This window comes from Herbidospora cretacea (genome assembly GCF_001570605.1).
In the GTDB taxonomy this organism is placed as follows: domain Bacteria; phylum Actinomycetota; class Actinomycetes; order Streptosporangiales; family Streptosporangiaceae; genus Herbidospora; species Herbidospora cretacea.
The window spans coordinates 84,344-106,391 of record NZ_BBXG01000025.1 but is presented as its reverse complement, the minus strand read 5'-3'; the positions used below and the strand labels follow the sequence as shown (position 1 = coordinate 106,391).

The following is a 22,048-nucleotide window of genomic DNA, read 5'->3' as shown; positions in this document are numbered from 1 at the left end:
CGAACGCCGGTGCGAATCCGGCGTCCGCGCCGGCGCCCCGCAATTGCGGTGTGAAACCACTGCGGGGATCATGCAGAATAAGGCACTGGGCGCCCTTAGCTCAGTCGGATAGAGCAGTGGACTTCTAATCCACCGGTCGGGGGTTCGAATCCCTCAGGGCGCGCCAACCTCCTCTTATTCACGAGGTTCCTCGGGCTGCGGCTCGTCGGCCGGTTCGTCCCGGCCGAACAGCAGGGCCAGCACCTTCAGGGCCCTGGCGCTGTGCTTCTCCGAGAAGGTCGCCGCCGACGCCTCGACGACCAGCAATATGGCGAGCACGGCCGCGACTCCGAGCGCGACCGCGAGGAACAGTCCGGTGGAATCCTCCGGGGCCATCGCGAATGACCCCGCGGCGGCTGCCGCGCTCGATGTGGGCACCACCCACCTGGCGTTCACGGGAGAGACATTTCGTGTCCTGGTCCCTTCGCAGCGCAGTGACTCAAACGATCAAGCCCTTGCTTGCCGCGAGCCTACCCGACGGTAGTCACGCTCCGTAGCAGGTCGTCGCGCGTTTTTCCAGTGCCGTCCGAACCCTGTCATCCGGGCAGATTCATGGCGCGGGCTGCGGCCGACCTCCGGCCGTCCGCAGCCCGCTTCCGCTAGCCTCAATTCGTATGTTCGTTGTGTCGCGGGCCGATGAAGTCCCGCTGTCCGGCGGCGATGTCACCGCGGGCGTGGTCCGGGTCGGCGACACGGTCCGCCGCCCCTTGAAGGCCACCTCGTCCGCCGTCCACGCCCTGCTCCGTCATCTGGAGGCCGCCGGGTTCGACGCCGCGCCGCGCGTGCTCGGCATCGACGAGCTGGGGCGCGAGGTGCTGAGCTTCGTGCCGGGGGAGGTGTACAGCCCTTTTCCGCCCGGCGACGACGTGCTCGCCGAGCTGGCCCGGTTGCAGCGGCGCTACCACGACGCGGTGCGCGGGTTCATGCCCGACGCCCGCTGGGAGAGCGGGTCGGCCGACGACGCCGAGCCCGAGGTGGTGGGCCACTGCGACATCACGCCGGAGAACGTCGTGTTCCGCGACGGGCTGCCGGTGGCGCTGATCGACTTCGACATGGCCCGGCCGGTGTCGCGGCTGTTCGACGTCGTCACCACGCTGCGTCACTGGGCGCCGATCGCCGACCCGGTCGACCGCGACCATCCCGATCTCGACACCGGGCGGCGCATCCGGATCTTCGCCGACGCCTACGGGCTGAGCGCCGCCGAGAGGCTGCGGCTGCTGCCCACCGCGCGGCTGCGGTTCGACCGCTCGTACACGGCCATGAAGCACAAGGCCGAGACCGAGGGCGGCGGCTGGGCGGTCATGTGGGAGTCGGGGGCGGGGCAGCGCATCCGGCGGGCTGCCGCGTGGCTTGATGCGAATGAGGATGATCTGCACCGTTTTCTCCAATAGGGGACAATGCGTGCGTGATGGGGGAACAGGCGCGGGGGATCGCGCTCGGGGTGGCTCTGGACGCGTTAATAGGGGATCCCCGTCGGGGGCATCCGGTGGCGCTGTTCGGGACCGCCGCGACACGGCTGGAACGGCGGGTCTACCGCGACTCGCGGACCCGAGGACTGCTCTTCACCGCGCTCTGCGTCGGCTCGGTGACCGCTCTGGGGGCGCTGCTCCCGAAGCGGACCGCCGTGACGGCTCTGGCAACCTGGGCGGTCCTCGGCGGCACCACGCTGGCCCGCGAGGGCGCGACCATGGCCCGCCACCTGGCCGGCGACGACATCGAGGCCGCCAGGAACCGGCTCCCGCACCTGTGCGGCCGCGACCCCGGCAGCCTGGGTGAAGACGAACTGGCCCGCGCCACCGTCGAGTCGCTCGCCGAGAACACCTCCGACGCCGTGGTCGCCCCGCTCTTCTGGGGCGCGGTCGCGGGCGTGCCCGGCCTGCTGGCCTACCGGGCGATCAACACCCTCGACGCGATGGTCGGCCACCGCTCGCCCCGCTACGAGCGGTTCGGCTGGGCGGCGGCCCGCCTCGACGACGCGGCCAACTACGTTCCCGCCCGTCTGACGGGGTTGCTCACCGCGCTCTGCTCCGGTCGCTTCCGGCCCACCCTCAGAGCGATCTCTCTGTACGGCTCCCGCCATCCCAGTCCCAATTCCGGTCAGTGCGAGGCCGCTTTCGCCGGAGCCCTGAACGTGACTCTGGGCGGCGTCAACGACTACGGCGGCCGGGTGGAGCACCGCCCCGAGCTGGGCGACGGCCCCCGGCCGACGACGGGGGACATCTCCCGGGCCGTGACGCTGACCCGGCGGGTGGCCTGGGCGGCGGCGGCCCTGGCGGTCGCGGCGGTCGCGGCGAGGCGGAAGTGAAGGGCGCGCTGCTGGTCGCCGGGACCACCTCCGACGCCGGGAAGAGCGTCGTCACCACCGGGATCTGCCGCTGGCTGGCCCGCCGGGGCGTGAAGGTCGCGCCGTTCAAGGCGCAGAACATGTCGCTCAACTCCTACGTCACCGCCGACGGCGCCGAGATCGGCCGGGCGCAGGCCACCCAGGCCGCCGCCTGCGGCATCGAGCCGACCGCCGACATGAACCCCGTCCTGCTCAAGCCGGGCAGCGACCGCCGCAGCCAGGTCGTGGTGAAGGGCAGGCCGCTGGCGGACGTCGACGCGCTCACGTACCCGAACCTGAAGAAGCACCTCAAGACGGTCGCGCTGGAGTCGCTGGCCCGCCTCCGCGCCGAGTACGACGTCGTCGTCTGCGAGGGCGCCGGCAGCCCGGCGGAGATCAACCTGCGGGCCAACGACATCGCCAACATGGGCCTCGCACGGGCGGCCGACCTGCCGGTCGTCGTCGTCGGCGACATCGACCGGGGCGGCGTGTTCGCCCACCTCTACGGCACCCTGGCCCTGCTGGAACCCGAGGACCAGGCGCTCATCTCCGGCTTCGTGATCAACAAGTTCCGGGGCGCGCTGGAGCTGCTGGAACCCGGTCTCGACATGCTGCGCGGCCTCACCCACCGCGAGGTCTACGGCGTGCTGCCCTGGCTCGACGGGCTCTGGATGGACGTCGAGGACTCCCTCGCGCTGGACGCCCGCCCGCAGACGGGCGACGGTCACATCGACGTCGTGGTGGTGAGATATCCGCGCATCTCCAACTTCACCGACATCGACGCCCTCGCGGCCGAACCCGGGGTGAACGTCCGCTTCGTCACCTCCCCTCGCGACATCGCCCGCGCCGACCTGGTCGTGCTGCCCGGCTCCCGGGCCACCGTGAGCGACCTGGCCTGGCTCAGGGAGCGCGGCATCGCCGCCGCCCTCGCCCGCCGGACGGGCCCGATCCTCGGCATCTGCGGCGGCTACCAGATGCTCGCCGAGACCATCCACGACGACGTCGAGTCGCAGGTGGGACAAGTGTCAGGGCTTGGCCTCCTCCCGGCCACAGTCCGGTTCGTCCAGGAAAAAGTGCTGGCCAGGCCCACCGGAGCGGCATACGGTCACCGCGTGGCCGCGTACGAGATCCACCACGGAATCGTCACCCCCGCCCCCGGCGCGGAACCGTTCCTCGACGGGTGCCGCCGGGGCGACGTCTGGGGCACCACCTGGCACGGCGCGCTGGAGAACGACGGCTTCCGCCGCGCGTTCCTGGCCGAGGCCGGCCTCCCGGTCGAGAGCACGGTCGACTTCGCCCGGCTCCGCGAAGACCGCCTCGACGCCATCGGCGACCTGATCGAACACCACCTGGACACCGCCGCGCTCAGCGAGCTGATCGACAGGGGAGCGGGGTCGGCGAAGGCGGTCATCCCGCCGGGAGGCCCTCGATGGGCCTGATCGCGGCGGCGGCCGTCGTCGCCGTCATGGGGTTGCTGGTCGGGATCGCCCTGCTCGCGACAGTCCGGCACCACCGGCGCCGCCCGCGCAAGTGGTGACCGCCGATCACGGCTGCCGGTCGGTGCCGGGGTCAGCCAAGCCTGTCCTGCTCCGGTTCAAGGTGTTCCGGTGGCGTCGCGCGGCTCCTGGCGGCTAAGTCCTTCTGGGCGGTGATCCAGTTGTCGATGGCCGTCCACTGGTCGAACAGCCAGGCGATCTGGGCCTCGCGCTCCCGGGGCACGTCCTCGGCCGCCCAGCGCCACCACTTCGCGGTGATGCGGGCCTCCTCCGGCAGGTGGTTCCAGACGTCGCCGAGGGTGATCAGGTCGTCGAGGCCGGTGTGGGCCACGAAGATGACGTCGGCCTCCGGGCAGGCGGTCATCGCCGCGATGGCCCCGTTGGGGCGGGGCGGCAGCAGGTGGTCGAGGCGTTCGGCGCGGGCCGCCTCCTTGCGCAGGCCCCGTTCGCGCAGCCGCCTGATCGCCCTGAAGCGGCGGGCCGGGGTGAAGTTGCCCCCCTCGGGGAAGATCACGAGCGCGTCGTCGGCGTCCATGTCGGCGGCCAGCCGGGAGATCTCCGCCGTAACCCCGCTCTCGGCGGTCTTCCTCGGCACGAACGCGTTGGGCAGCCGGTTGATCACGACGTCGAGCGACGGGTCGAACTGGAGCGCCGCCTTCATGACGATCCGGGGCCGCCGCTGGTAGCGGGCCAGCAGGTGGTAGACGAGCAGGAACGAGTCGCCCGGCCCGGCGTGGCGGGACAGCACGATGATCGGGCGGGTCAGCCGGCGTTCGATCTCCGCCGCGGTCAGCGCGGGCTCCTCGATCGTGACCGACAGCCGGAAGATGGCCACGGCCGCGCCGTAGACGTTGGTCAGCAGCCAGCGGATCAGGGCGTAGTGGCGTTCCTGGTGGCTGGCCTCGCGCAGGCGCCCCCCGAACCCCGACGCGACCCACAGTTCCAGGCTGGCGATCAGGGCCGCCGACTCCAGCGCGAGCCACACCACCGCGAACACCACGAGCCGCAGGCCCCGGCGGCGCGGCGGCGGCAGCCGGAGGCTGACGATGAGGCCGAAGACGAGCCAGACCGGCAGGGTGACGACGACGGCGACGGTCAGCACGATCACCAGCGGCGCGAAGATCAGCCGCCGGACGATCCGGGGAGGGAGCATGACCGTCTCCTTAGTTCATAGCTCTGCCAGGTAGGCGGCGGAGGCCTCGTAGGCGCGCCCGGCGTGCCGGGCGATCCGGGAGGCGTCCCGGTAGCGCAGGTCGGAGAGGCCGGGACGGCCGCCGAAGGCCGCCGGCATCACGTGGACCTCGACGTCGTCGGACAGGGCGGCCATCTCCTCGGCGAAGCGGTGGCGGCGGGCGATCTCGAAGGCGACCAGGCCGACCTCCCACGGTTTCGCGGGCGGTTCGAGCGGCCTCTCGATGCGGCCGACGTGCAGGACGAAGATGCGGGTGGCCCCCAGGGCGACCGCCCGGCCGACCGGGATGCTGTGCACCAGGCCGCCGTCGAGGAAGTGCTCGCCGTCGATGCGGACGGGCGGCAGCAGGCCCGGCACCGCACACGACGCGAGCACCGCGTCGGCCAGCGGGCCCTCGGTGAACCAGTGGGCGCGGGCCTTCTGGATCGACGCGGCGACGCACTGGAACGGGATCTCCAGCTCCTCGAACGTGTCCGGCAGGTGGCCGCCCAGCAGGCGGCGCAGCGGGTCGATCGGGTGGAGGTGGGTGCCGGTCCTGGCCAGGGTGGACAGGCGGGTCATCCACGAACCGGCGAACGCCGTCCGGACGATGTGGGAGCTCCAGAGCTCGCTGAGCCGGTCGACGGCGTCCGCCGGGTTGGCGGCCAGCACGACCCCGTTCAGCGCCCCGACCGAGGTGCCGACGATGAGGTCGGGCTTGATCCCGGCCTCCGAGAGCGCGCGCAGCATGCCGACCTCATGGGCGCCGAGGACTCCGCCGCCACCGAGCACGAACGCCGTCTGGTTCACGTTTCCCAACCTAAATCAAGGGATGAGCAGGAGTTTGCCGGTCGTCTTGCGACCTTCGAGGTCGTCGTGGGCCTGCCGGGCCTCGGCCAGCGGATAGCGGTGGTAGACCGCCACGTCGAGCGAGCCGTCGGCCACCCAGCCCAGCACGTCGTTCGCCCGCTCCAGCAACTCGGCGCGGGTGGCCACGTAGTGACCCAGGGTCGGGCGGGTGACGAACAGCGACCCGGCCGGGTTGAGGCGCTGGAGGTCGAACGGCGGGACCGGGCCGCTGGCCGCGCCGTAGAGGGCCAGCACCCCGCGCGGGCGCAGGGCCGCGAGGGAGTCCTCGAAGGTGGCGGCGCCGACGCCGTCGTACACGACCTGACAGCTCTTCCGCACGTTGGCGGCCACGTCGGCGTAGCGGAGCACCACGTCGGCGCCGGCCGCGCGGGCCAGCTTCTCCTTGGCGTCGGAGGAGACGGTGGCGGTCACGTGGGCGCCGCGCTTCTTGGCCAGCTGGGTGAGCAGCAGGCCCATGCCGCCGGCGGCGGCGTGGATCAGGACCTCGTCGCCCGGCTGGACGGCGTAGGTCGAGTGGGTCAGGTAGTGGGCCGTCATGCCCTGGAGCAGCACCGCCGCGGCCAGGTCGAGGTCGAGCCCGCCGGGGACGGGCACCAGCTTCTCCACCGGCACGGCCTGCTTCTCGGCGTAGCTGCCCAGCACGTTGGCCCAGGCCACCCGGTCGCCCACGGCGAACTCGGTGACGCCGGGGCCGGTGGCGGAGATCGTGCCGGCGCCCTCGGAACCCGCGACGAACGGGGTGGGGAGGGGATAGCGGCCCTCGCGCTGGTAGACGTCGATGAAGTTGACGCCGCTCGCGGCGACCTCGACCAGGACCTCGCCGTCCCCGGGAACGGGGTCGGGCACCTCCGTGTGGTCGAGAGCCGATGAGCCGCCTGGTGTGTTGACGATGATCGCTCGCATAGCGCCTGTCCTACCCGTCGAGCTGGCCTCTGAGCTCGAAGTCGTCGAAGGCCAGTTTGATCGACGACTCCCCGTCCGCCTGGACCCGGCCGATGATCCCGACGTCGCCGGTGGGCAGGCCGTTGTTGTCCACTGCTGTGGCGACCTGGGTCCCGTTCACCCACATGGTCAGCGTGACGGTCTTGCCGTCGCCCGGCTCGCAGGAGACGGCCAGGCTGTTCTTGCCGGACGCGAGTTCCACGTCGCCCCTGCCGACGATGCCCCCGGCGCCTCCGGAGACCCGGCGGATGCGGGCCTCGCCGGAGGTGGTCAGCAGGAACTCGTAGCGGCTGGGCTTGTAGTTGCTCTCGCTGCCGCGGCAGAACAGGCCGTACTCGCCGTTGCCGACCGGGTCGGCGGCCTCGGCGAAGACGCTGACGAACAGGTTGAGCGGGGTGACCGGCGTCGGCGACGGGCCGGGGCTCTCCTTCTGCACCGCGACGAACGGGATCGGCGCCGGGACGACGCCCTCGGGGTTGTCGGTGTTGAGGTCCAGCGCGTAGGCGCCCTGCGGGGTGTAGCCGTAGAGCGAGCCGTTCCCCGGGTCGTAGGTGCCGGGCCAGTCGCCGTTGCTGGTGAAGTCCTCCAGATAGAGGCGCGCCAGGTTCTCCGGCGGGCCGTCCGGCCCGGCCAGGGCGCGCACGCCGATGACGCCCGCCGTGATCGCGACCGCCGCCGCGACGGCGACCCCGGCGATCAGGCGGCTGCGGTTCGGCGTGCGCCGGCGCAGGGTCGGCGCGCTCTGCTGCCAGGTCTGCGCCACGGTGTGCTGGGCGATCTCCGGGGTGACCCGGCCGACCATGCTGTCGAGGAGCTGCTGGGCGCTCGGGCGGTTGCGCGGGTCCTTGTCGAGCGCGGCCAGCACCAGCTGGCGCATCTGCGGCTCCAGGTTGTCGAGCACCGGCTCGGCGTTGAGCACCTGGAAGATCACCGCGGGCAGCGCCTCGCCGTTGAACGGGGCCCGGCCGCTGGCCGCGAACGCCACCAGGCAGCCCCACGAGAACACGTCGCAGGCGGGGGAGATCGCCTCGCCGCGCAGCACCTCGGGCGCCATGTAGCGGGGGGTGCCGACGAGCTCGCCGGTGTGGGTGACCCCGCCGAAGGTGTCGAGCGCGCGGGCGATGCCGAAGTCGATCACCCGGGGGCCGACCGGGGAGAGCAGCACGTTGGACGGCTTGAGGTCGCGGTGGACGATCCCGGCGGCGTGGATCGCGGTGAGCGCGGTGGCCACCCCGACCGCCAGGGCCTCCAGGCTCGACCCGGTGAGCGGCCCCGACCTCTCCACGGCCTGTTCGAGGTTGGGGCCGTCGACGTATTCGGTGACGACGTAGAGCTGCTCGCCGTCGAGGTCGGCGGCGAGCACGGCGGCGGTGCAGAAGCGGCGGACCCGCTGGGCCGACTCGGCCTCACGCCGGAACCTCACCCGGAAGTTCTCGTTCTGGCTGTACTCCGCGTTGATCACCTTGATGGCGACCTTGCGGGCGGCCTCGTCCTGGCCGAGGTAGACGGTGCCCATCCCGCCCCGGCCGAGGCGGCCGGTGATGCGATAGGGCCCTATCTGCTGAGGTTCGTTCGCCACGACGACCAACCGTACAGATACCGGGGGAAATGAACTACGTCATAGTCCGACGTTCGAACTTGCGTTCAGGGTGCTGAGAACATATGTTCGATACAGCACCGCCCGCCCTTCCCCCGGGTGGCGATCACAGGTAACTGGGAGCCATCGGGAGAAGGTCCGTGAGCAGACTCTATGGCGATCCGATCGAGGTCTGGGTCAGAGACGGCCAGCCTGTTCGGTTCGTCTGGCGTGACCGGCTTTATGTGGTCCGGCAGACCCTCGACCACTGGGTGGTCGCCAGGGAATGGTGGAAGACGTCCGAGACCGACCCGGGCGAACGCCGCTTCTGGCGGGTGGAGGCCCAGTCGGGCACCTACGAACTGCGGTTCGACACCGCCACCGAGGCGTGGCTGCTGCTGCGGGCGTGGGACTGATGGCCTCCTTCCCGCACCTCCACGTCGCCTCCGCCTATTCGCTGCGCTACGGCTCGGCCTTCCCCCCGGCGCTGGTCGCGCGGGCGGCCGAACACGGCATGGACGCCCTCGCGCTGACCGACCGCGACGGCCTCTACGGCGCGATCAAACACGTCCGGGCCTGCCACGAGGCGGGCATCGGCGCGATCGCCGGCGTCGACCTGGCCATGTCCGGCGAGGAGGACCGCGTCGTCGTCCTGGCCAAGCGCGACGGCTGGTCCGATCTGTGCCGTCTGGTCACCGCGGCCCACTACGCGGGCGAGCGCGGCGAACCCCGGGTCACCATGGACCTGGTCGGGCGGCACGCCGCCGACGGCCGGCTGATCGTGCTGCTCGGCCCGCGCTCGGAGGTCGGCCGCGCGGTCGCCGCCCGCCGCGACCAGCAGGCCCGCGAGCTGCTCCAGCGCTGGCGCGCCGCGGTGCCGGGCGCGGCCGTGGAGATCGTCGACCTGTACGGCTACCGCGACGTCAACACCGCCACCCACCTGCTCGCCCTGGCCGACTCGCTCGGCCTGCCCGCGATCCTCACCAACGCCGTCAGGCACCTCGACCCGGCCGACTACCAGGTGGGCAACGTGCTGGACGCGGCGCGCAAACTCGTCCCGCTGCACGGACGGCACATCGAGTCGTCGTCGCACGCCTACCTGAAGAGCGGCGAGGAGATGGAGCGCGTCGCCCTGCGGGTGTGCGGCGGCGACCGGGCGCGGGCGACCCGGCTGCTCGGCGTGACCCGGCGGGCGGCCGAGGCGTGCGTGCTCGACCCGGTCGAGATCGTCCCGCTCATCGACGAGACCGACCCCCGGCTGCACCTGCCGGAGGTCGGCAGCGACCCCGTCCCGCTGCTGCGGCACCGCTGTGAGGACGGCCTGCTCGACCGGGGCCTGGGCTCCTCCCGGGAGGCGCGCGACCGGCTGGCCGCCGAGCTGGCGATCATCGAGAGGAAACGGCTGTCGGGCTACTTCGTCGCCGTCGCCGGGATCACCGACATGATCCGCGGCATGGGCGTCCGCTGCGCGATCCGGGGCTCCGGCGCGGGCAGTCTGGTGAACTACCTGATCAAGATCGGCGAGGTGAACCCCCTGGAACACGGCCTCCTGATGGAGCGCTTCCTGTCCGAGGGCCGCGTCGGGCTGCCCGACATCGACATGGACGTCGAGTCGGCCCGCCGCCTCGACTGCTACCGGGCCATCCTCGACCGGTACGGGGAGTCGCGCGTCGCCTGCGTCTCGATGATGGAGACCTACCGGGCGAGGAGCGCCATCCGCGACGTGGGGGCCGCGATGGGCCTGCCGCCCCACGAGGTCGACGCCATCGCCAAGGCGTTCCCCCACGTCAGGGCCAAGCAGATCCGGGCGGCCCTCGACGACCTGCCCGAACTGCGCGACAGCGGGCTGGGCGGCCGGGCTTTGGAGACGGTCTTCCGGCTGGCCGAACGCCTCGACGGCCTGCCCCGGCACATCGCGCTGCACCCCTGCGGCGTGCTGGTCGGGAACATGGGCCTGCGGGGCCGCACCCCGGTCGAGCGCAGCCTGCTGGAGTTCCCGATGTCGCAGTTCGACAAGGACGACGTCGAGGACGCGGGGCTGCTGAAGCTCGACGTGCTCGGCGTGCGGATGCAGTCGGCGATGGCCTACGCGCTCGACGAGATCCGCCGCGTCGACGACGTCTCGGTGGACCTCGACGCGGTCCCCCACGACGACACGGCGACCTACGACATGGTCCGCGAGAGCCGGACCATCGGCTGCTTCCAGATCGAGTCGCCCGGCCAGCGCGAACTCGTCGCCAAGCTGGAACCCCGCACCATGCACGACCTGATCGTGGACATCTCGCTGTTCCGCCCCGGCCCGGTCAACTCCGACATGATCACCCCTTACCTGGAGTCCCGGCACGGCTTCCGCCCGTCCGTCTACCCGCATCCGGCGCTGCGCGCGGCGCTGGCCGAGACCAACGGCGTCGTGGTCTTCCACGAGCAGGTCCTGAAGATCGTCGACGCCATGACCGGCTGCGGCCTGTCCCAGGCCGAGAAGATCCGCCGCTCGCTGTCCTCGCCCGACGGCCGCTCCCGGGTCAGGACCTGGTGGGAGATGAACGTCCGCCCCGAGTTCGACGCGGCCACGGTCGAGGAGACCTGGCGGGTGCTCGACGCGTTCGGCGCCTTCGGCTTCTGCAAGGCCCACGCGGCGGCGTTCGGCCTGCCCACCTACCAGTCGGCGTGGCTGAAACGCCACCACACGGCCGCCTTCTTCGCCGGCGTCCTCACCCACGAACCGGGCATGTACCCCAACCGCGTCATCCTCGACGAAGCCCGCCAGTGCGGGGTGGAGGTCCTCCCGCTGGACGTCAACCGCTCCGCCCGCGACTGGCGCGTGGAGAAACTCGGGACCGTCTCCGGCGACCCGCCGTATTTCGGCCGCGGGTACGGCCTCCGCGTCCCCTTCTCCGCCATCAAGGGCATCAGCACCGCCGAGGTCGACCGCATGATCGCCGGCCAGCCGTACGTGTCGATGGCCGACTTCTGGGAGCGCGCCCGCCCCTCCAGGCCGGTGGCCGAACACGTCATCGAGGTCGGCGGCCTCGACGCCGTCCACGGCCTGCGCCCCGGAGAACCCCGCTGGCGCCCCGGCCGCCTGACCCGCCGCGACCTGATGGCCCAGGTCGGCGCCCTCGACCGGGCGGGCGGCCAGGGCTCGGGCCAGCTCCCGATGAACTTCGCCGACCACGTGGTCCCGGGCGAACTGCCCGAGATGAGCGAGGCGGAGGCGGTCGAAGCGGAACTGAGCGTCCTGGGCCTCGACGTCACCCGCCACGTGATCGCCTTCCACGACGACTTCCTCGACGCCATCGGCGTGGTCCGCGCCCGCGACCTCCTCCGCCAGCGCAACGGCGCGGAGATCCTGGTCGCGGGCGTGAAGGTGGCCACCCAGACCCCGGCCGTCCGCTCGGGCCAGCGCGTCATCTTCACCACCCTCGACGACTCCACGGGCCCGATCGACCTGACGTTCTTCGAGTCGGTCCAGGCCCACACGGCGGCGACGGTCTTCGGGTCGTGGCTGATAATGGCACGGGGGGTGATCCGGCGCACGGGCCGCCGCGGGATCTCCATGCGCGCCGTCCACGCCTGGAACCTGACCGACCTGGACGGCGTGTGGCGCACCCAGGGCATCGACGCGGTCCGCACCCTCCTCGCCGCCCGCCCGGAGGAACAGCGTGGCACGATCGGCGGCAAGAAGATCACCTACGAGAACGGCTTCGAGCTGTCGCCGTACGCGGACCTGGGCGTGAAGGAACCGCAACGGGTGCTGTGGCACGCCAGCATGGGCAGCTCAGGCAAGGTCGCCTGACGCTATTTCGAGACGACGATGGCCTGACGGCTCGACAGCCGGATTGTGCGCGGGGACGAGACCTCCCACACCGTCGCCGCGCACAGCACGGCCGTCACCGTCGCCGCCGTGAGCTCTCCGAGGCCCAGGCCCGTCAGATTGGTATGGGTGGCGTGGCCCTCGGCGATCAGCCAGGCCGTGGTGAGGCCGGCGGCCCACCAGCCGCCCAGCAGCAGGAGCCAGCGCAGGCGCGACTCCTTGCCCCGTTCGCGCCACGCCTGGTCGGCCAGCACCATGGGCGCGACCAGGTTCACGCCGGGGATCAGCCACGCCGCGACCGCCGTCGGTTTCCCGACCCGGGCCGTTCCGGACAGCCAGCTCACATAGGCCGCCGCCGCCATCAGGGTCGTCACGACCACGGCCATCACCAGGACGGCGAAGATCGTCACGTCGCCGACGACCGCCTCGGCGCCCGGGGCCTTGGGGTCGCCGCCGAAGACGGCTATCTGCCGGGCCAGGTCGTGGCCGCGGAGTTCCTCGAAGGCCACCAGGGCCGCCAGGGAGGTGATCTGGCTGGTCAGGGCGGCATAGACCCCGAACGCGGATCTCTGTGGCGTGCGCACGGAACTCTCCCCCCGGTGTTACCTGACCCGATCGTTTCCAGGGAGAACCTCCGCTAATCCGGTCAACTCACGACACCGGACTCCCAGGCCCACGCGGCGACCTCCACGCGGTTCCGCAGGCCCAGTTTCGACTGGACGCTCGCGAGGTGCGTCTTGACCGTCGACAGCGAGACGAACAGTTCGGCGGCGACCTCCTGGTTGGTCCGGCCCCTGGCGACCAGGCGGACCACGTCGAGCTCGCGGTCGGTCAGCGATTCGGGGGGACTGGCCGGTTGGCGGGGACGGGCGAGGTGGGCGAGGAGACGTACCGTCACGGAAGGGGAGACCAGCGCGTCGCCCGCGGCGGCGGCGCGGACCGCCTCGATGAGCAGGGCGGGGCCGCTGTCCTTGAGCAGGAAGCCGCAGGCTCCTGCCCGCAGCGCGCCGTAGACGTAGTCGTCGAGGTCGAACGTGGTGACGATGACGACCCGCATGGGGTCGGGGACGCCCGGACCGGCCAGCAGGCGGGTGACCTCGATGCCGTCGAGCTTCGGCATGCGGATGTCGAGCAGGCACACGTCGGGGCGGAGCCGCCGGGCCTCGGCGACCGCCTCCGCCCCGTCGGCCACGGTCGCGACGACCTCGATGTCGGGCTGCGCGTCGAGGATCATCCGAAAGCCCGTGCGGACCAGTTCCTGATCGTCGGCTATCAGCACCTTCACCCCGGAATGATGTCATGTGTAATCGGGGCTCCACTGGCGGGACTACTGGGTGTGGACGATCCAGAGACACGATTCACCGACCTGTACGACGCGCACTACCGGGCCGTGCTCGGATACGCGCTGCTGCGGGCCGACCGGTCCGCCGCCGAGGACGTGGCGGGGGAGACCTTCCTGATCGCCTGGCGGCGCTTCGCCGACCTGCCGCCGGAGCCGCTGCCGTGGCTGCTCGGCGTGGCCAGGAACCTGCTCCGCAAACAGCGCGACTCGGGTATCCGGGCCGACCGGCTGCTCGCCCACCTGCCGACGGGGGACAGCCCCGACGTCGCCGACCAGGTCGCCGAGCGGGAGACGGCGCTGCGCGCGCTCGCCGCGATGGCCGAGGCCGACGCCGAGGCGCTGATCCTCACCAGCTGGTACGGCCTGGCTCCCCGCGAGGCCGCGAAGATCGCGGGCTGCGCCCAGGGCGCGTTCACCGTCCGACTCCACCGCGCGCGCCGCCGCCTCACCGAGGCCCTGCGCCCCCGGACCCTCCAGGAGCAGTCATGATCGACGACCTTGTGAAGACCCTGCGCCCCGACGACGTGACCGAGGCGTCCTACCAGGCCAGGCGTGCCGACGACCTGCGCAGGGCGCTGGCCGCCAAGCCCGCCGGGCGGAGGACTCCGCTGCTGGCCGCCTCCGGCCTGGTCGCGGCGGCGGTCGTCGCGTTCCTGGTGGTCCCGCCGTCGTCGTCCACCCGGCCGCCGGCGGCCGTCGAGGTGACTCACCGGCTGACCGCGCGGAGCGTGCTGCTGGCCGGGGCCGAGACGCTGGAGAGGACGCCGGCGGAGACCGGGACGTACTGGCACGAGAAGGTACGGACCTTCACCTCGCCCATGGACGGCGTGGTCGTGGCGTCGACCGGCGAGACCTGGTACGACGGCCGGAACGGGAAGATCGGCGCGACCCGGGACGTGGAGACCACCTTCGCCGACGAGAAGGCCGCGAAGGCCTGGCGCGCCCGGGGCCGGCCCGGACTCCCGGAGGAGAAAAAGGAACAGGCCTTCAACGGCATCGCCCTGTCCTGGCGGATCGGCACCAAGGACGTCAGGCAGGACGACCTGAAGAAGCTGCCGGCCGACCGGCCCGCCCTCCAGAAGTGGCTCGACGAGGCGAGGCCCGCCGGGGAGGACGCGGGGTCGTTCACCTTCGGCGCCGCCCGCCACATCCTGACCTCGCCCGCCTCCACCGGGACCCGGGCCGCCCTCCTGCGCATCCTCGCCGACCAGCAGGGCCTCCGCCTCGACGAGAACACGAAGGACCCGACCGGCAGGCCGGCCCTGTCGATCACCGACGCGACGGGCGACCACACGCTCGCGGTAGACCCGTCCACCGCGAAGCTGCTCGCCTACGTCTACAACGGCGAGGACGAGAAGCCCGTCGACACCCCACCGGGCACAAGGGCGTTCCCGGCCCAGCAGGGCACCGCCTACGCCTATCTCGACTCGGGCTGGACCTCCCTGCCCGGCTAGACCGGGGGCCACGCGGGCGTCGCCCTCGCATGGTCTTCAGAACTGTCTCGGGCTGCGCGCTGTCGCATCCGCAGGTGGCCTGGGCTGCGGATGTCGCCCTCGCATGATCTTCAGGGCCGCCTTGGGCTGCGCGCCGTCGCATCCGCAGGCGGCCTGGCCGCAGGTCGTGAACGTCCTGTCGGCACACCGGGGGTGCTCACGCATCTGGCCGCAGCTGCGTCGCTACCGCCGCCGGGCGGTGAGATGTTTCGGGTCATGATTCCGCGAGGATCGCGCGGGCCCGGTCGAGCCAGCCGGCCGTCACCTTCTGGGCGGCCACGATCGCGTCGCGGTTTCGGCGGAGCAGTTCGGCCTCGTAGGCCACCCGCAGTGTCTTGTACACCCCGACCAGGTTGACCTTCTCCCGGCACTCGGCGTCGACCCGTGCGGTCCGGCGCTCCTCCTCGCCCGCCGGACGATCAGCGGGGCGCGACTCCCAGCGGGGGTCGAGCGGCGGCATGATCGGCGACTGGTAGGCGAAGCCCTGGCGTCCCATGCAGACCCGCCACGCGTCGACCGCCGCCCTCATCCTGCTGTCGCGCTGGGTGGCGAGCTTCGCGTTGGTGACCAGGTCCCTGGGGCCCATGAGCAGGTCGGCCGGGACGTAGATCCGGGCCCGCGCGGCCTTCTCGCACTCCGGATAGGCGATGCTCTCCTCGCGGGTGGGCCCTCGGGACGGCCGGGCCGCCGCCTTCTTCACCAGGCCGGGGTCGAGGGCCGGGCGGGGATAGCCCGTCTCGGCGGCGCGGGCCGGGTCGAGATGCTCGTAGAACTCGTGCTCGACGAACGACTGCGGGTCCCAGCTCCGGCTCATGCCCTTCTCCCAGCCGGTGTGGCCCTGCTCGCGCATGCAGTCGAACTCAGCCTGCTCGACGGCGAGGGCCAGCTCGGCCATGGCCGACATGGGCAGCTTGTAGGGCGAGAGCGGCAGGTCGACGGGGTCGGCGCCCCGGCCGATCGCGGGCAACTCGGGCTCCGGCAGCGCGTCCGATGGCGGTGAGGCGCTGGGATGTCCCGGCGGGAGACTGATCATCACGGGGGAGGGGCCGAGCGACGAGGGCGGGTCGGCGGTGGCGACCACCAGTTCCGTACGGGGCGGGAGCTCCTCGCCGCATCCCGCCAGTGCCAGAACCAGCACCCCGACCGCCACCCGCCTGGATAACCCCCCTATTCGACGACCAGGTCCCTGATCGTCCTCAGTTCGTCCTCGTCCCTGGGGCCCATGACGAGCAGGCTCGTCACCGGGCTGTCCCGCCATGGTGCCAGTCGTTCCTTGATTCGTCCCGGCGGGCCGACCAAGGAGATCCCGTCGGCCAGTTCGTCGGGGATGGCGGCGAAGGCCTCGTCCCGGCGGCCGTCGAGGAAGAGGGCCTGGATGTGGGCGGCCTCCTCGGCGAAGCCCATGCGGCCGATGATGTCGGCGTGGAAGTTCCTCTTGGACGACCCCATCCCGCCGATGTAGAGGCTCAGCATCATCTTCACCACGTCGAGCCCGGCCCGGACGTCGTCGGTGATCAGCACCATGACCATCGCGGCGATGTCGAAGTCGTCGGTACGGGTGGCGAGCGCCTCCCCGTACATGGACTCGATCTTGGAAGGGATGGCGAACAGCGGGAGCCAGCCCTGGCCGATCTCGGCGGCCAGGGCGACGTTCTTCGGCCCTTCGGCGCCCAGGTAGACGGGGATGTCGGCGCGCAGCGGGTGGGTGATCAGCTTGAGCGGTTTGCCCAGCGGCAAGGGCAGCGGGTAGTGGGGGCCGTCGTTGGTGACGGGTTCCTCCCGCCGCCAGATCTTCCGCATGATCTCGACGTATTCGCGGGTCCGCGCCAGCGGGCGGGCGAACGGGACGCCGTACCACCCTTCGACCACCTGCGGTCCCGAGGCCCCGAGGCCGAGCAGCAGCCGGCCGCCGGTGAGGTGGTCGAGCGTCATCGCGGTCATCGCGGTCGCCGCCGGGGTCCGGGCGCTGAGCTGCACCACCGAGGTGCCCAGCTTGATCCGCGAGGTCCGGGCTCCGTACCAGGCCAGCGGCGTGAAGGCGTCGCTGCCGTAGGCCTCGGCCGTCCACACCGAGTCGTAACCGAGCCGCTCGGCGGCCTGGACCAGAGCGGTCGCGTCAGAGGGGGTGCGCTGCCAGTAACCGAGGTTCAGACCCAGCTTCATACCGAAAACTAGAACACGTTCTGACCCGAAGAGACAGCCCATGGCCCACCCACCCGGGGCCGGATCATCGTCCCCCGGGCGACCGACATCCTCGCGCTGAACGATCACGCCTGTGGATGACCGCTTGGCCACGTCAGCTAGGCGCGGGCCAGATGAGCGCTAGTGAAAGACCGTCGCCCTCAGGCCGGATGACCGCGCCGGTGGACAGCCTGACTCTCTCGTAAGGGCGGGCCAGATGAGCCGTGCTGGAAGGCCGCGCGGTCCGTCAGTGGAAGACGTTCTCGTAGGCTCTGGCCAGGTGGGCGGTCACCGCTTCGACCGCCTCGGCCCCGTCGCCCGACTCGATGGCCGCGTGGATTCGCCGGTGGTCGGCCTGGAGGTCGTCCGTGTGGCCCAGGCGGCGCACCGCCTCGACCGCGTTCGACACCAGGGCGTCGCGCAGGGCCCGCATGACGGCCGAAAGCAGCCGGTTGCCCGCCGCGTCGGTGAGCGCCACGTGGAAGGCGATGTCGTGGGTCACGAACTCCTCCGGGGAGGCCGCCGCGTCCATCGCGGCGAGGGCCTCGGTCATCTCCGCCGGGGCCGAGGTCACCCGGGCCGCCGACCAGCGTTCGATCATCAGGCGGGTGTCGAGGACCTCGCGGGCCGACATGGTCGTCAGGCCGAGGTTGAGCCGCAGGAGGTCGGCCAGCGTCCCGTCGGGGCGTGAGGTCAGCACCGCGCCGGCGTCCGGACCCCGTCCCACCTGCGACGAGACCACGCCCAGGGTCTCCAGCACGCGCAGGGCCTCACGTACCGACGACCGGCTCACCTGGAGCTGTTCGGCGAGCTGCCGCTCTCCGGGGAGGCGGTCGCCGACCGTCAGGCCGTCGGCGGCGATGCGCTGCTCGATTTGGGCAAGAACCGTTTCGAAGGTCCGCACCGTGATCCTTCCGCCCGGTAGGTGTATGGTCTGACCATATTTGGTCTGACCATACCTGCGGGAGTCCCGGTGCGGGTCGCGCTCTTCATCACCTGTGTCAACGACACGCTCTTCCCCGGCACGGGGAAGGCCGCCGTCGGGCTGCTCCGAAGACTCGGGGTCGACGTCGAGTTCCCCCTCGCCCAGACGTGCTGCGGGCAGATGCACCTGAACACCGGCTACCGCGACGAAGCGGTCAAACTGGCCAACCGGTTCACCGAGACCTTCGCCGGCTACGACGCCGTCGTCGCCCCGTCGGGCTCGTGCGCCGCGATGGTCCGCGAGCAGTATCCCCACCTCGACATCGAGGACATCCCGAAGGTGTACGACCTGTCGGAGTTCCTGGTCGACGTCCTCAAGGTCACCGACGTGGGGGCCTACTTCCCGCACAAGGTGACCTACCACCCGACCTGCCACTCGCTGCGCGGCCTGAAGGTCGGCGACAGACCGACCGACCTGCTCAAGATGGTCAGAGGGCTGGAGCTGGTCCCGCTCCCGGGCGCCGAGGAGTGCTGCGGCTTCGGCGGCACCTTCGCGGTCAAGAACCGCGACGTGAGCGCCGCGATGTGCGCTGACAAGATCGGCAACGTCATGAAGACCGGGGCCGAGGTGCTCTGCGCCGCCGACAACTCGTGCCTGCTGCACATCGGCGGCACCCTCAGACGCCAGAAATCGGGTGTACGCGTCCTGCACCTCGCCGAGATCCTCGCCTCGACCGAAGAGAGCGCCGAATGAGCGGCACCTTCGTCGGCATGCCGGCGTTCCCGAAGAACGCCGCCAAGGCCGTCCAGAACAGTCAGCTCAGGTTCAACCTGCGCAAGGCCACCCACACGATCCGGGGCAAGCGGGCCGCCGTCGTCGGAGAGCTCGACGACTGGGCCGAGCTGCGCGAGGCGGGCAAGGCGATCAAGGACCACACGCTGCGGAACCTCGACCGGTACCTGCTCCAGATGGAGGAGAAGGTCACCGAGGCGGGCGGCACCGTCCACTGGGCGAGGGACGCCGCCGAGGCCAACCGGATCGTCGCCCGGCTGGTCAAGGAGACCGGCGAGACCGAGGTCGTCAAGGTCAAGTCGATGGCCACCATGGAGATCGGCCTCAACGAGGCGCTCGCCGAAGAGGGCATCGAGGCGTTCGAGACCGACCTGGCCGAGTTGATCGTGCAGCTCGGCGACGACTTCCCCTCGCACATCCTGGTCCCCGCGATCCACCGCAACCGGGCCGAGATCCGCGAGCTCTTCCTGAAGAAGATGGCCGGAGCGCCGAAGGACCTGACCGACGAGCCGCGTGCCCTGGCCGAGGCCGCGCGGCTCTACCTGCGTCAACGGTTCCTGGAGGCCAAGGTCGCCATCTCGGGCGCCAACTTCATGATCGCCGAGACCGGCACGCTGGTGGTCCTGGAGTCAGAGGGCAACGGGCGGATGTGCCTCACGCTGCCGAAGACGCTGATCAGCGTGGTCGGCATCGAGAAGCTGCTGCCCGCCTGGCAGGACCTGGAGGTGTTCCTCCAGCTGCTGCCGCGCAGCTCCACGGGGGAGCGGATGAACCCGTACACCTCGATGTGGACCGGCGCGACCGAAGGCCAGGAGTTCCATCTCGTGCTGCTCGACAACGGGCGCACCTCGGTGCTGGCCGACAAGGTGGGACGCCAGGCGCTGCGCTGCATCCGCTGCTCGGCCTGCCTCAACGTCTGCCCGGTCTACGAGCGCGCCGGCGGCCACTCCTACGGTTCGGTCTACCCCGGGCCGATCGGCGCGATCCTGACGCCGCAGCTGCGGGGCATGGACACGCCGCTCGACCGGTCGCTGCCCTACGCGTCGTCGCTGTGCGGGGCCTGCTACGAGGTCTGCCCGGTCGCGATCGACATCCCGTCGGTGCTCGTCGACCTGCGCGGGAAGGCGCGGCATCCCCGTACGGAGAAGGCCGGCATGGCCGCCGCCGGATGGGTGTTCAACCGCTCGAAGCGGCTGGCCAAGGCGCAGCGGTTCGGCGGCCGGATGCGCAGGCTGGTGCCCAAGCGCCTGCCCGGCCCGCTGTCGGGCTGGACCGACACCCGCGACCTGCCGGACATCCCCGCCGAGTCGTTCCGCGACTGGTGGGTCAGGGAGGGAGGCGCGGACGGCCGGAGGCCGGCCGTGCCTCCCGTCGGGAATCTGCCTCAGGAAAGCAGGAAGAAATGAGCGCGGCGGCACGTGAGGTCATCCTGCGGCGCATCCGGTCGGCCGTCGAGGGCGCGCCCGAGGCGGAGATCGTCCGCGGCTACCGGGGCGCGACCGGCGAACCGGGCGACGTGGAGCTGTTCGCCGAACGGGTCCGCGACTACAGAGCGGTCGTGCACGTCGTCCCGCGCGCCGAGGTGGCCGCGACGATCGCGGAGATCACCGGCGGCAGGGCGCTGGCCGTGCCCGAAGGGTTCCCCTCGCACTGGTACGCCCCCTCCGAGGGCGAGACCGACGGCGTCATCTCCACCTGCGCGGTCGCCATCGCCGAGACCGGCACGATCGTGCTCGACGCCGGGCCCGGCCAGGGCGCCCGCGCGCAGACCCTCATCCCCGACTACCACCTGTGCGTGGTCCGGGAGGACCAGATCGTGCCGAACGTCCCCGACGCGATCGCCCGCCTGGACGCCGCCCGCCCGCTCACCTGGATCAGCGGCCCGTCCGCCACGAGCGACATCGAGCTGAACCGGGTCGAGGGCGTGCACGGGCCGCGGACGCTCGAGGTCGTCATCGCCACCGGGTAGTCGTACGGTATGGGGCGTGTTCGACGAGCGCCTGTCCATCGCGACCGACCGGCTCGTCCTGCGTAACTTCCGCCCGGCCGACCACGAGCAGGTCCGGGCGATCGTGCAGGACGGCGCCCACCCGACCGCCCTGCCGCCGGGAGCCCCCGGTTACGCGGGCGGCATCGTCTCGTGGCTCGTCAACGGCGTCCACGAGCTGCGCCGCTCGAACCAGGGCATCCACCTGGCCATGGAGCGTCACGGGCGGATCGTCGGGGCGATCAGCCTGTTCAAGACCCACTGGGGCGCCGGGACGACCGAGGTCGGCTACGGCGTCCACCCCGCCCACCGGGGCAACGGCTACGCGCCCGAGGCGCTCGGCGGGCTGGCCCGCTGGGCGCTCGGCCCGGCCCGGCTGCGGCGGGTGGAGCTGCGCGCCATCGCGGGCAACGCCGCCTCGATCAGGGTCGCCGAGAAGGCCGGGTTCACCCGTGAGGGCCTGCTGCGCGGCGCGGGTTTCGAGGACGACGGACCTCACGACGTGGTCGTCTTCGGCCTGCTGCGCGGCGACCGGCCGACTGGGTTCCCGTCGCGGCTGGCGGCCGACCGGCTGGAGCTGCGGCCCTTCGCCAAGCGCGACGCGTTCGACGTGCTCGCGGCGGTGCGCGACGACACCGAGATCGCCCGCTGGATGCCGTGGGCGGTCGGCTACACCCTGGAGAAGGCGCTCGACTGGTGCACCCACCAGGCCCACAGCGACCGGCGGCAGAGCGTCACCTACGCGCTCGAACCGGTCGAGGGCGGGCGGCTGGCCGGGGCGGTCTCCGTCGTACGGGCCGACCGCGAGCGCGGCGACGCCGAGATCGGCTACTGGATTTCGCCGTGGGCGCGGCGGCAGGGTTACGCCGTCGAGGCCGTCCGCACCCTCACCGCCTTCCTGTTCGCGCAGGGTTTCGCGCGGGTCCAGCTGATGATCGCGGAGGGCAACCTGGCGAGCCGGAAAGTCGCCGAGAAAGCCGGTTTCGCCGAGGAGGGCATCCTGCGCGGGGCCATCCCGATTCCCGGTGGAAGGGCCGACACAGCGGTTTACGGCCTCTTGATCGGTGAGCTCTGAGCTGGGCAAACCCAAGAAGAAT

General features: G+C 71.6%; 21 protein-coding genes and 1 tRNA gene. 12 read left to right on the top strand and 10 right to left on the bottom strand.

Annotated elements, in window-relative coordinates; all coding sequences use genetic code 11:
* The first annotated feature begins 89 nt into the window (after positions 1-89).
* Positions 90-166, top strand: a tRNA-Arg gene (locus tag AW270_RS33730).
* An 8-nt stretch (positions 167-174) separates the two neighbouring features.
* Here AW270_RS33730 and AW270_RS33725 read toward each other — a convergent pair.
* The gene (locus AW270_RS33725) at positions 175-375 is read right to left on the bottom strand and encodes a hypothetical protein (protein ID WP_061300181.1); all 201 of its coding nucleotides are present in this window, start codon (positions 373-375) and stop codon (positions 175-177) included.
* Positions 376-653: 278 nt separating this feature from the next.
* On the opposite strand from AW270_RS33725, the gene AW270_RS33720 reads away from it, so the two are divergent.
* Genes AW270_RS33720 through AW270_RS33710 form a run of 3 tightly spaced genes read left to right on the top strand, consistent with a single transcriptional unit; the run spans position 654 to position 3,801 of the window.
* On the top strand, positions 654-1,430 hold the full coding sequence (locus AW270_RS33720) for a phosphotransferase (protein WP_061300180.1): 777 nt from the start codon (positions 654-656) through the stop codon (positions 1,428-1,430).
* Positions 1,431-1,447: 17 nt separating this feature from the next.
* A complete protein-coding gene (locus tag AW270_RS33715) occupies positions 1,448-2,344 on the top strand; it encodes a cobalamin biosynthesis protein (RefSeq protein WP_061300179.1) in 897 nt (298 codons plus the stop codon).
* Entirely contained in the window at positions 2,341-3,801 is a 1,461-nt protein-coding gene (locus AW270_RS33710; protein ID WP_061300178.1) for a cobyric acid synthase, read from the top strand. Before AW270_RS33715 ends, AW270_RS33710 begins: the two co-directional genes overlap by 4 nt.
* Positions 3,802-3,931: 130 nt before the next feature.
* Here the strand turns inward: AW270_RS33710 and AW270_RS33705 are convergent, their stop codons facing one another.
* From AW270_RS33705 to AW270_RS33690, 4 genes are read right to left on the bottom strand one after another with little or no spacing between them, the layout of a single operon-like run.
* The gene (locus AW270_RS33705) at positions 3,932-5,011 is read right to left on the bottom strand and encodes a 1-acyl-sn-glycerol-3-phosphate acyltransferase (protein ID WP_063819435.1); all 1,080 of its coding nucleotides are present in this window, start codon (positions 5,009-5,011) and stop codon (positions 3,932-3,934) included.
* 15 nt (positions 5,012-5,026) lie between these two features.
* The gene (locus tag AW270_RS33700) at positions 5,027-5,839 is read right to left on the bottom strand and encodes a patatin-like phospholipase family protein (protein WP_245674995.1); all 813 of its coding nucleotides are present in this window, start codon (positions 5,837-5,839) and stop codon (positions 5,027-5,029) included.
* A gap of 15 nt (positions 5,840-5,854) precedes the next feature.
* Entirely contained in the window at positions 5,855-6,802 is a 948-nt protein-coding gene (locus AW270_RS33695; RefSeq protein ID WP_061300176.1) for a quinone oxidoreductase family protein, read from the bottom strand.
* Positions 6,803-6,812: 10 nt separating this feature from the next.
* Positions 6,813-8,420 carry a serine/threonine-protein kinase gene (locus AW270_RS33690; protein ID WP_245674994.1) on the bottom strand — a complete coding sequence of 536 codons (1,608 nt, stop codon included), beginning with the start codon at positions 8,418-8,420 and terminating at the stop codon, positions 6,813-6,815.
* A gap of 158 nt (positions 8,421-8,578) precedes the next feature.
* Here AW270_RS33690 and AW270_RS33685 point away from each other — a divergent pair, with 158 nt between their 5' ends.
* Positions 8,579-8,833 (top strand): DUF6504 family protein, encoded by a 255-nt coding sequence (locus AW270_RS33685; RefSeq protein ID WP_061300174.1) that lies wholly within the window; start codon positions 8,579-8,581, stop codon positions 8,831-8,833.
* Positions 8,833-12,213: a DNA polymerase III subunit alpha gene (locus tag AW270_RS33680; protein WP_061300208.1), complete on the top strand. Its 3,381-nt coding sequence runs from the start codon at positions 8,833-8,835 to the stop codon at positions 12,211-12,213. Before AW270_RS33685 ends, AW270_RS33680 begins: the two co-directional genes overlap by 1 nt.
* Before the next feature lie 2 nt (positions 12,214-12,215).
* Here AW270_RS33680 and AW270_RS33675 read toward each other — a convergent pair whose 3' ends face one another.
* On the bottom strand, positions 12,216-12,815 hold the full coding sequence (locus tag AW270_RS33675) for a hypothetical protein (RefSeq protein WP_061300173.1): 600 nt from the start codon (positions 12,813-12,815) through the stop codon (positions 12,216-12,218).
* Between the two features lie 62 nt (positions 12,816-12,877).
* Positions 12,878-13,516 (bottom strand): response regulator, encoded by a 639-nt coding sequence (locus AW270_RS33670; protein ID WP_275477793.1) that lies wholly within the window; start codon positions 13,514-13,516, stop codon positions 12,878-12,880.
* 51 nt (positions 13,517-13,567) lie between these two features.
* Between AW270_RS33670 and AW270_RS33665 the strand changes: the two genes are divergently transcribed.
* Entirely contained in the window at positions 13,568-14,062 is a 495-nt protein-coding gene (locus tag AW270_RS33665; RefSeq protein ID WP_061300172.1) for an RNA polymerase sigma factor, read from the top strand.
* Positions 14,059-15,027, top strand: a complete 969-nt coding sequence (locus tag AW270_RS33660; protein ID WP_061300171.1) for a hypothetical protein — start codon at positions 14,059-14,061, stop codon at positions 15,025-15,027. The genes AW270_RS33665 and AW270_RS33660 overlap by 4 nt, the downstream gene beginning before the upstream one ends.
* Before the next feature lie 253 nt (positions 15,028-15,280).
* On the opposite strand, the gene AW270_RS33655 is transcribed toward AW270_RS33660, so the two are convergent.
* From AW270_RS33655 to AW270_RS33645, 3 genes are all read right to left on the bottom strand, one after another.
* Positions 15,281-16,204 carry a hypothetical protein gene (locus AW270_RS33655; RefSeq protein ID WP_157523023.1) on the bottom strand — a complete coding sequence of 308 codons (924 nt, stop codon included), beginning with the start codon at positions 16,202-16,204 and terminating at the stop codon, positions 15,281-15,283.
* A 29-nt stretch (positions 16,205-16,233) separates the two neighbouring features.
* A complete protein-coding gene (locus AW270_RS33650) occupies positions 16,234-17,229 on the bottom strand; it encodes an LLM class F420-dependent oxidoreductase (protein ID WP_061300169.1) in 996 nt (331 codons plus the stop codon).
* Positions 17,230-17,494: 265 nt separating this feature from the next.
* Positions 17,495-18,151 (bottom strand): FadR/GntR family transcriptional regulator, encoded by a 657-nt coding sequence (locus AW270_RS33645; RefSeq protein ID WP_063819433.1) that lies wholly within the window; start codon positions 18,149-18,151, stop codon positions 17,495-17,497.
* Positions 18,152-18,220: 69 nt separating this feature from the next.
* Between AW270_RS33645 and AW270_RS33640 the strand changes: the two genes are divergently transcribed.
* The 4 genes from AW270_RS33640 to AW270_RS38190 are packed head-to-tail and all read left to right on the top strand — an operon-like array spanning position 18,221 to position 22,026.
* Positions 18,221-18,925, top strand: a complete 705-nt coding sequence (locus AW270_RS33640) for a (Fe-S)-binding protein (protein ID WP_061300168.1) — start codon at positions 18,221-18,223, stop codon at positions 18,923-18,925.
* Complete coding sequence (locus tag AW270_RS33635; protein WP_061300167.1) at positions 18,922-20,370, top strand: lactate utilization protein B; 1,449 nt, start codon at positions 18,922-18,924, stop codon at positions 20,368-20,370. Before AW270_RS33640 ends, AW270_RS33635 begins: the two co-directional genes overlap by 4 nt.
* Positions 20,367-20,933, top strand: a complete 567-nt coding sequence (locus AW270_RS33630; RefSeq protein ID WP_061300166.1) for a LutC/YkgG family protein — start codon at positions 20,367-20,369, stop codon at positions 20,931-20,933. The genes AW270_RS33635 and AW270_RS33630 overlap by 4 nt, the downstream gene beginning before the upstream one ends.
* A gap of 16 nt (positions 20,934-20,949) precedes the next feature.
* Positions 20,950-22,026 (top strand): GNAT family N-acetyltransferase, encoded by a 1,077-nt coding sequence (locus tag AW270_RS38190; protein ID WP_061300165.1) that lies wholly within the window; start codon positions 20,950-20,952, stop codon positions 22,024-22,026.
* The last annotated feature ends 22 nt before the right edge of the window (positions 22,027-22,048 follow it).

What these genes read in the sequence shown, in the direction of transcription:
- AW270_RS33725 (WP_061300181.1), bottom strand. Translation starts at nt 375, where the DNA reads ATGGCCCCGGAGGATTCCACCGGACTGTTCCTCGCGGTCGCGCTCGGA.
- AW270_RS33720 (WP_061300180.1), top strand. Translation starts at nt 654, where the DNA reads ATGTTCGTTGTGTCGCGGGCCGATGAAGTCCCGCTGTCCGGCGGCGAT.
- AW270_RS33715 (WP_061300179.1), top strand. Translation starts at nt 1,448, where the DNA reads ATGGGGGAACAGGCGCGGGGGATCGCGCTCGGGGTGGCTCTGGACGCG.
- AW270_RS33705 (WP_063819435.1), bottom strand. Translation starts at nt 5,011, where the DNA reads ATGCTCCCTCCCCGGATCGTCCGGCGGCTGATCTTCGCGCCGCTGGTG.
- AW270_RS33695 (WP_061300176.1), bottom strand. Translation starts at nt 6,802, where the DNA reads ATGCGAGCGATCATCGTCAACACACCAGGCGGCTCATCGGCTCTCGAC.
- AW270_RS33680 (WP_061300208.1), top strand. Translation starts at nt 8,833, where the DNA reads ATGGCCTCCTTCCCGCACCTCCACGTCGCCTCCGCCTATTCGCTGCGC.
- AW270_RS33660 (WP_061300171.1), top strand. Translation starts at nt 14,059, where the DNA reads ATGATCGACGACCTTGTGAAGACCCTGCGCCCCGACGACGTGACCGAG.
- AW270_RS33650 (WP_061300169.1), bottom strand. Translation starts at nt 17,229, where the DNA reads ATGAAGCTGGGTCTGAACCTCGGTTACTGGCAGCGCACCCCCTCTGAC.
- AW270_RS33635 (WP_061300167.1), top strand. Translation starts at nt 18,922, where the DNA reads ATGAGCGGCACCTTCGTCGGCATGCCGGCGTTCCCGAAGAACGCCGCC.
- AW270_RS33630 (WP_061300166.1), top strand. Translation starts at nt 20,367, where the DNA reads ATGAGCGCGGCGGCACGTGAGGTCATCCTGCGGCGCATCCGGTCGGCC.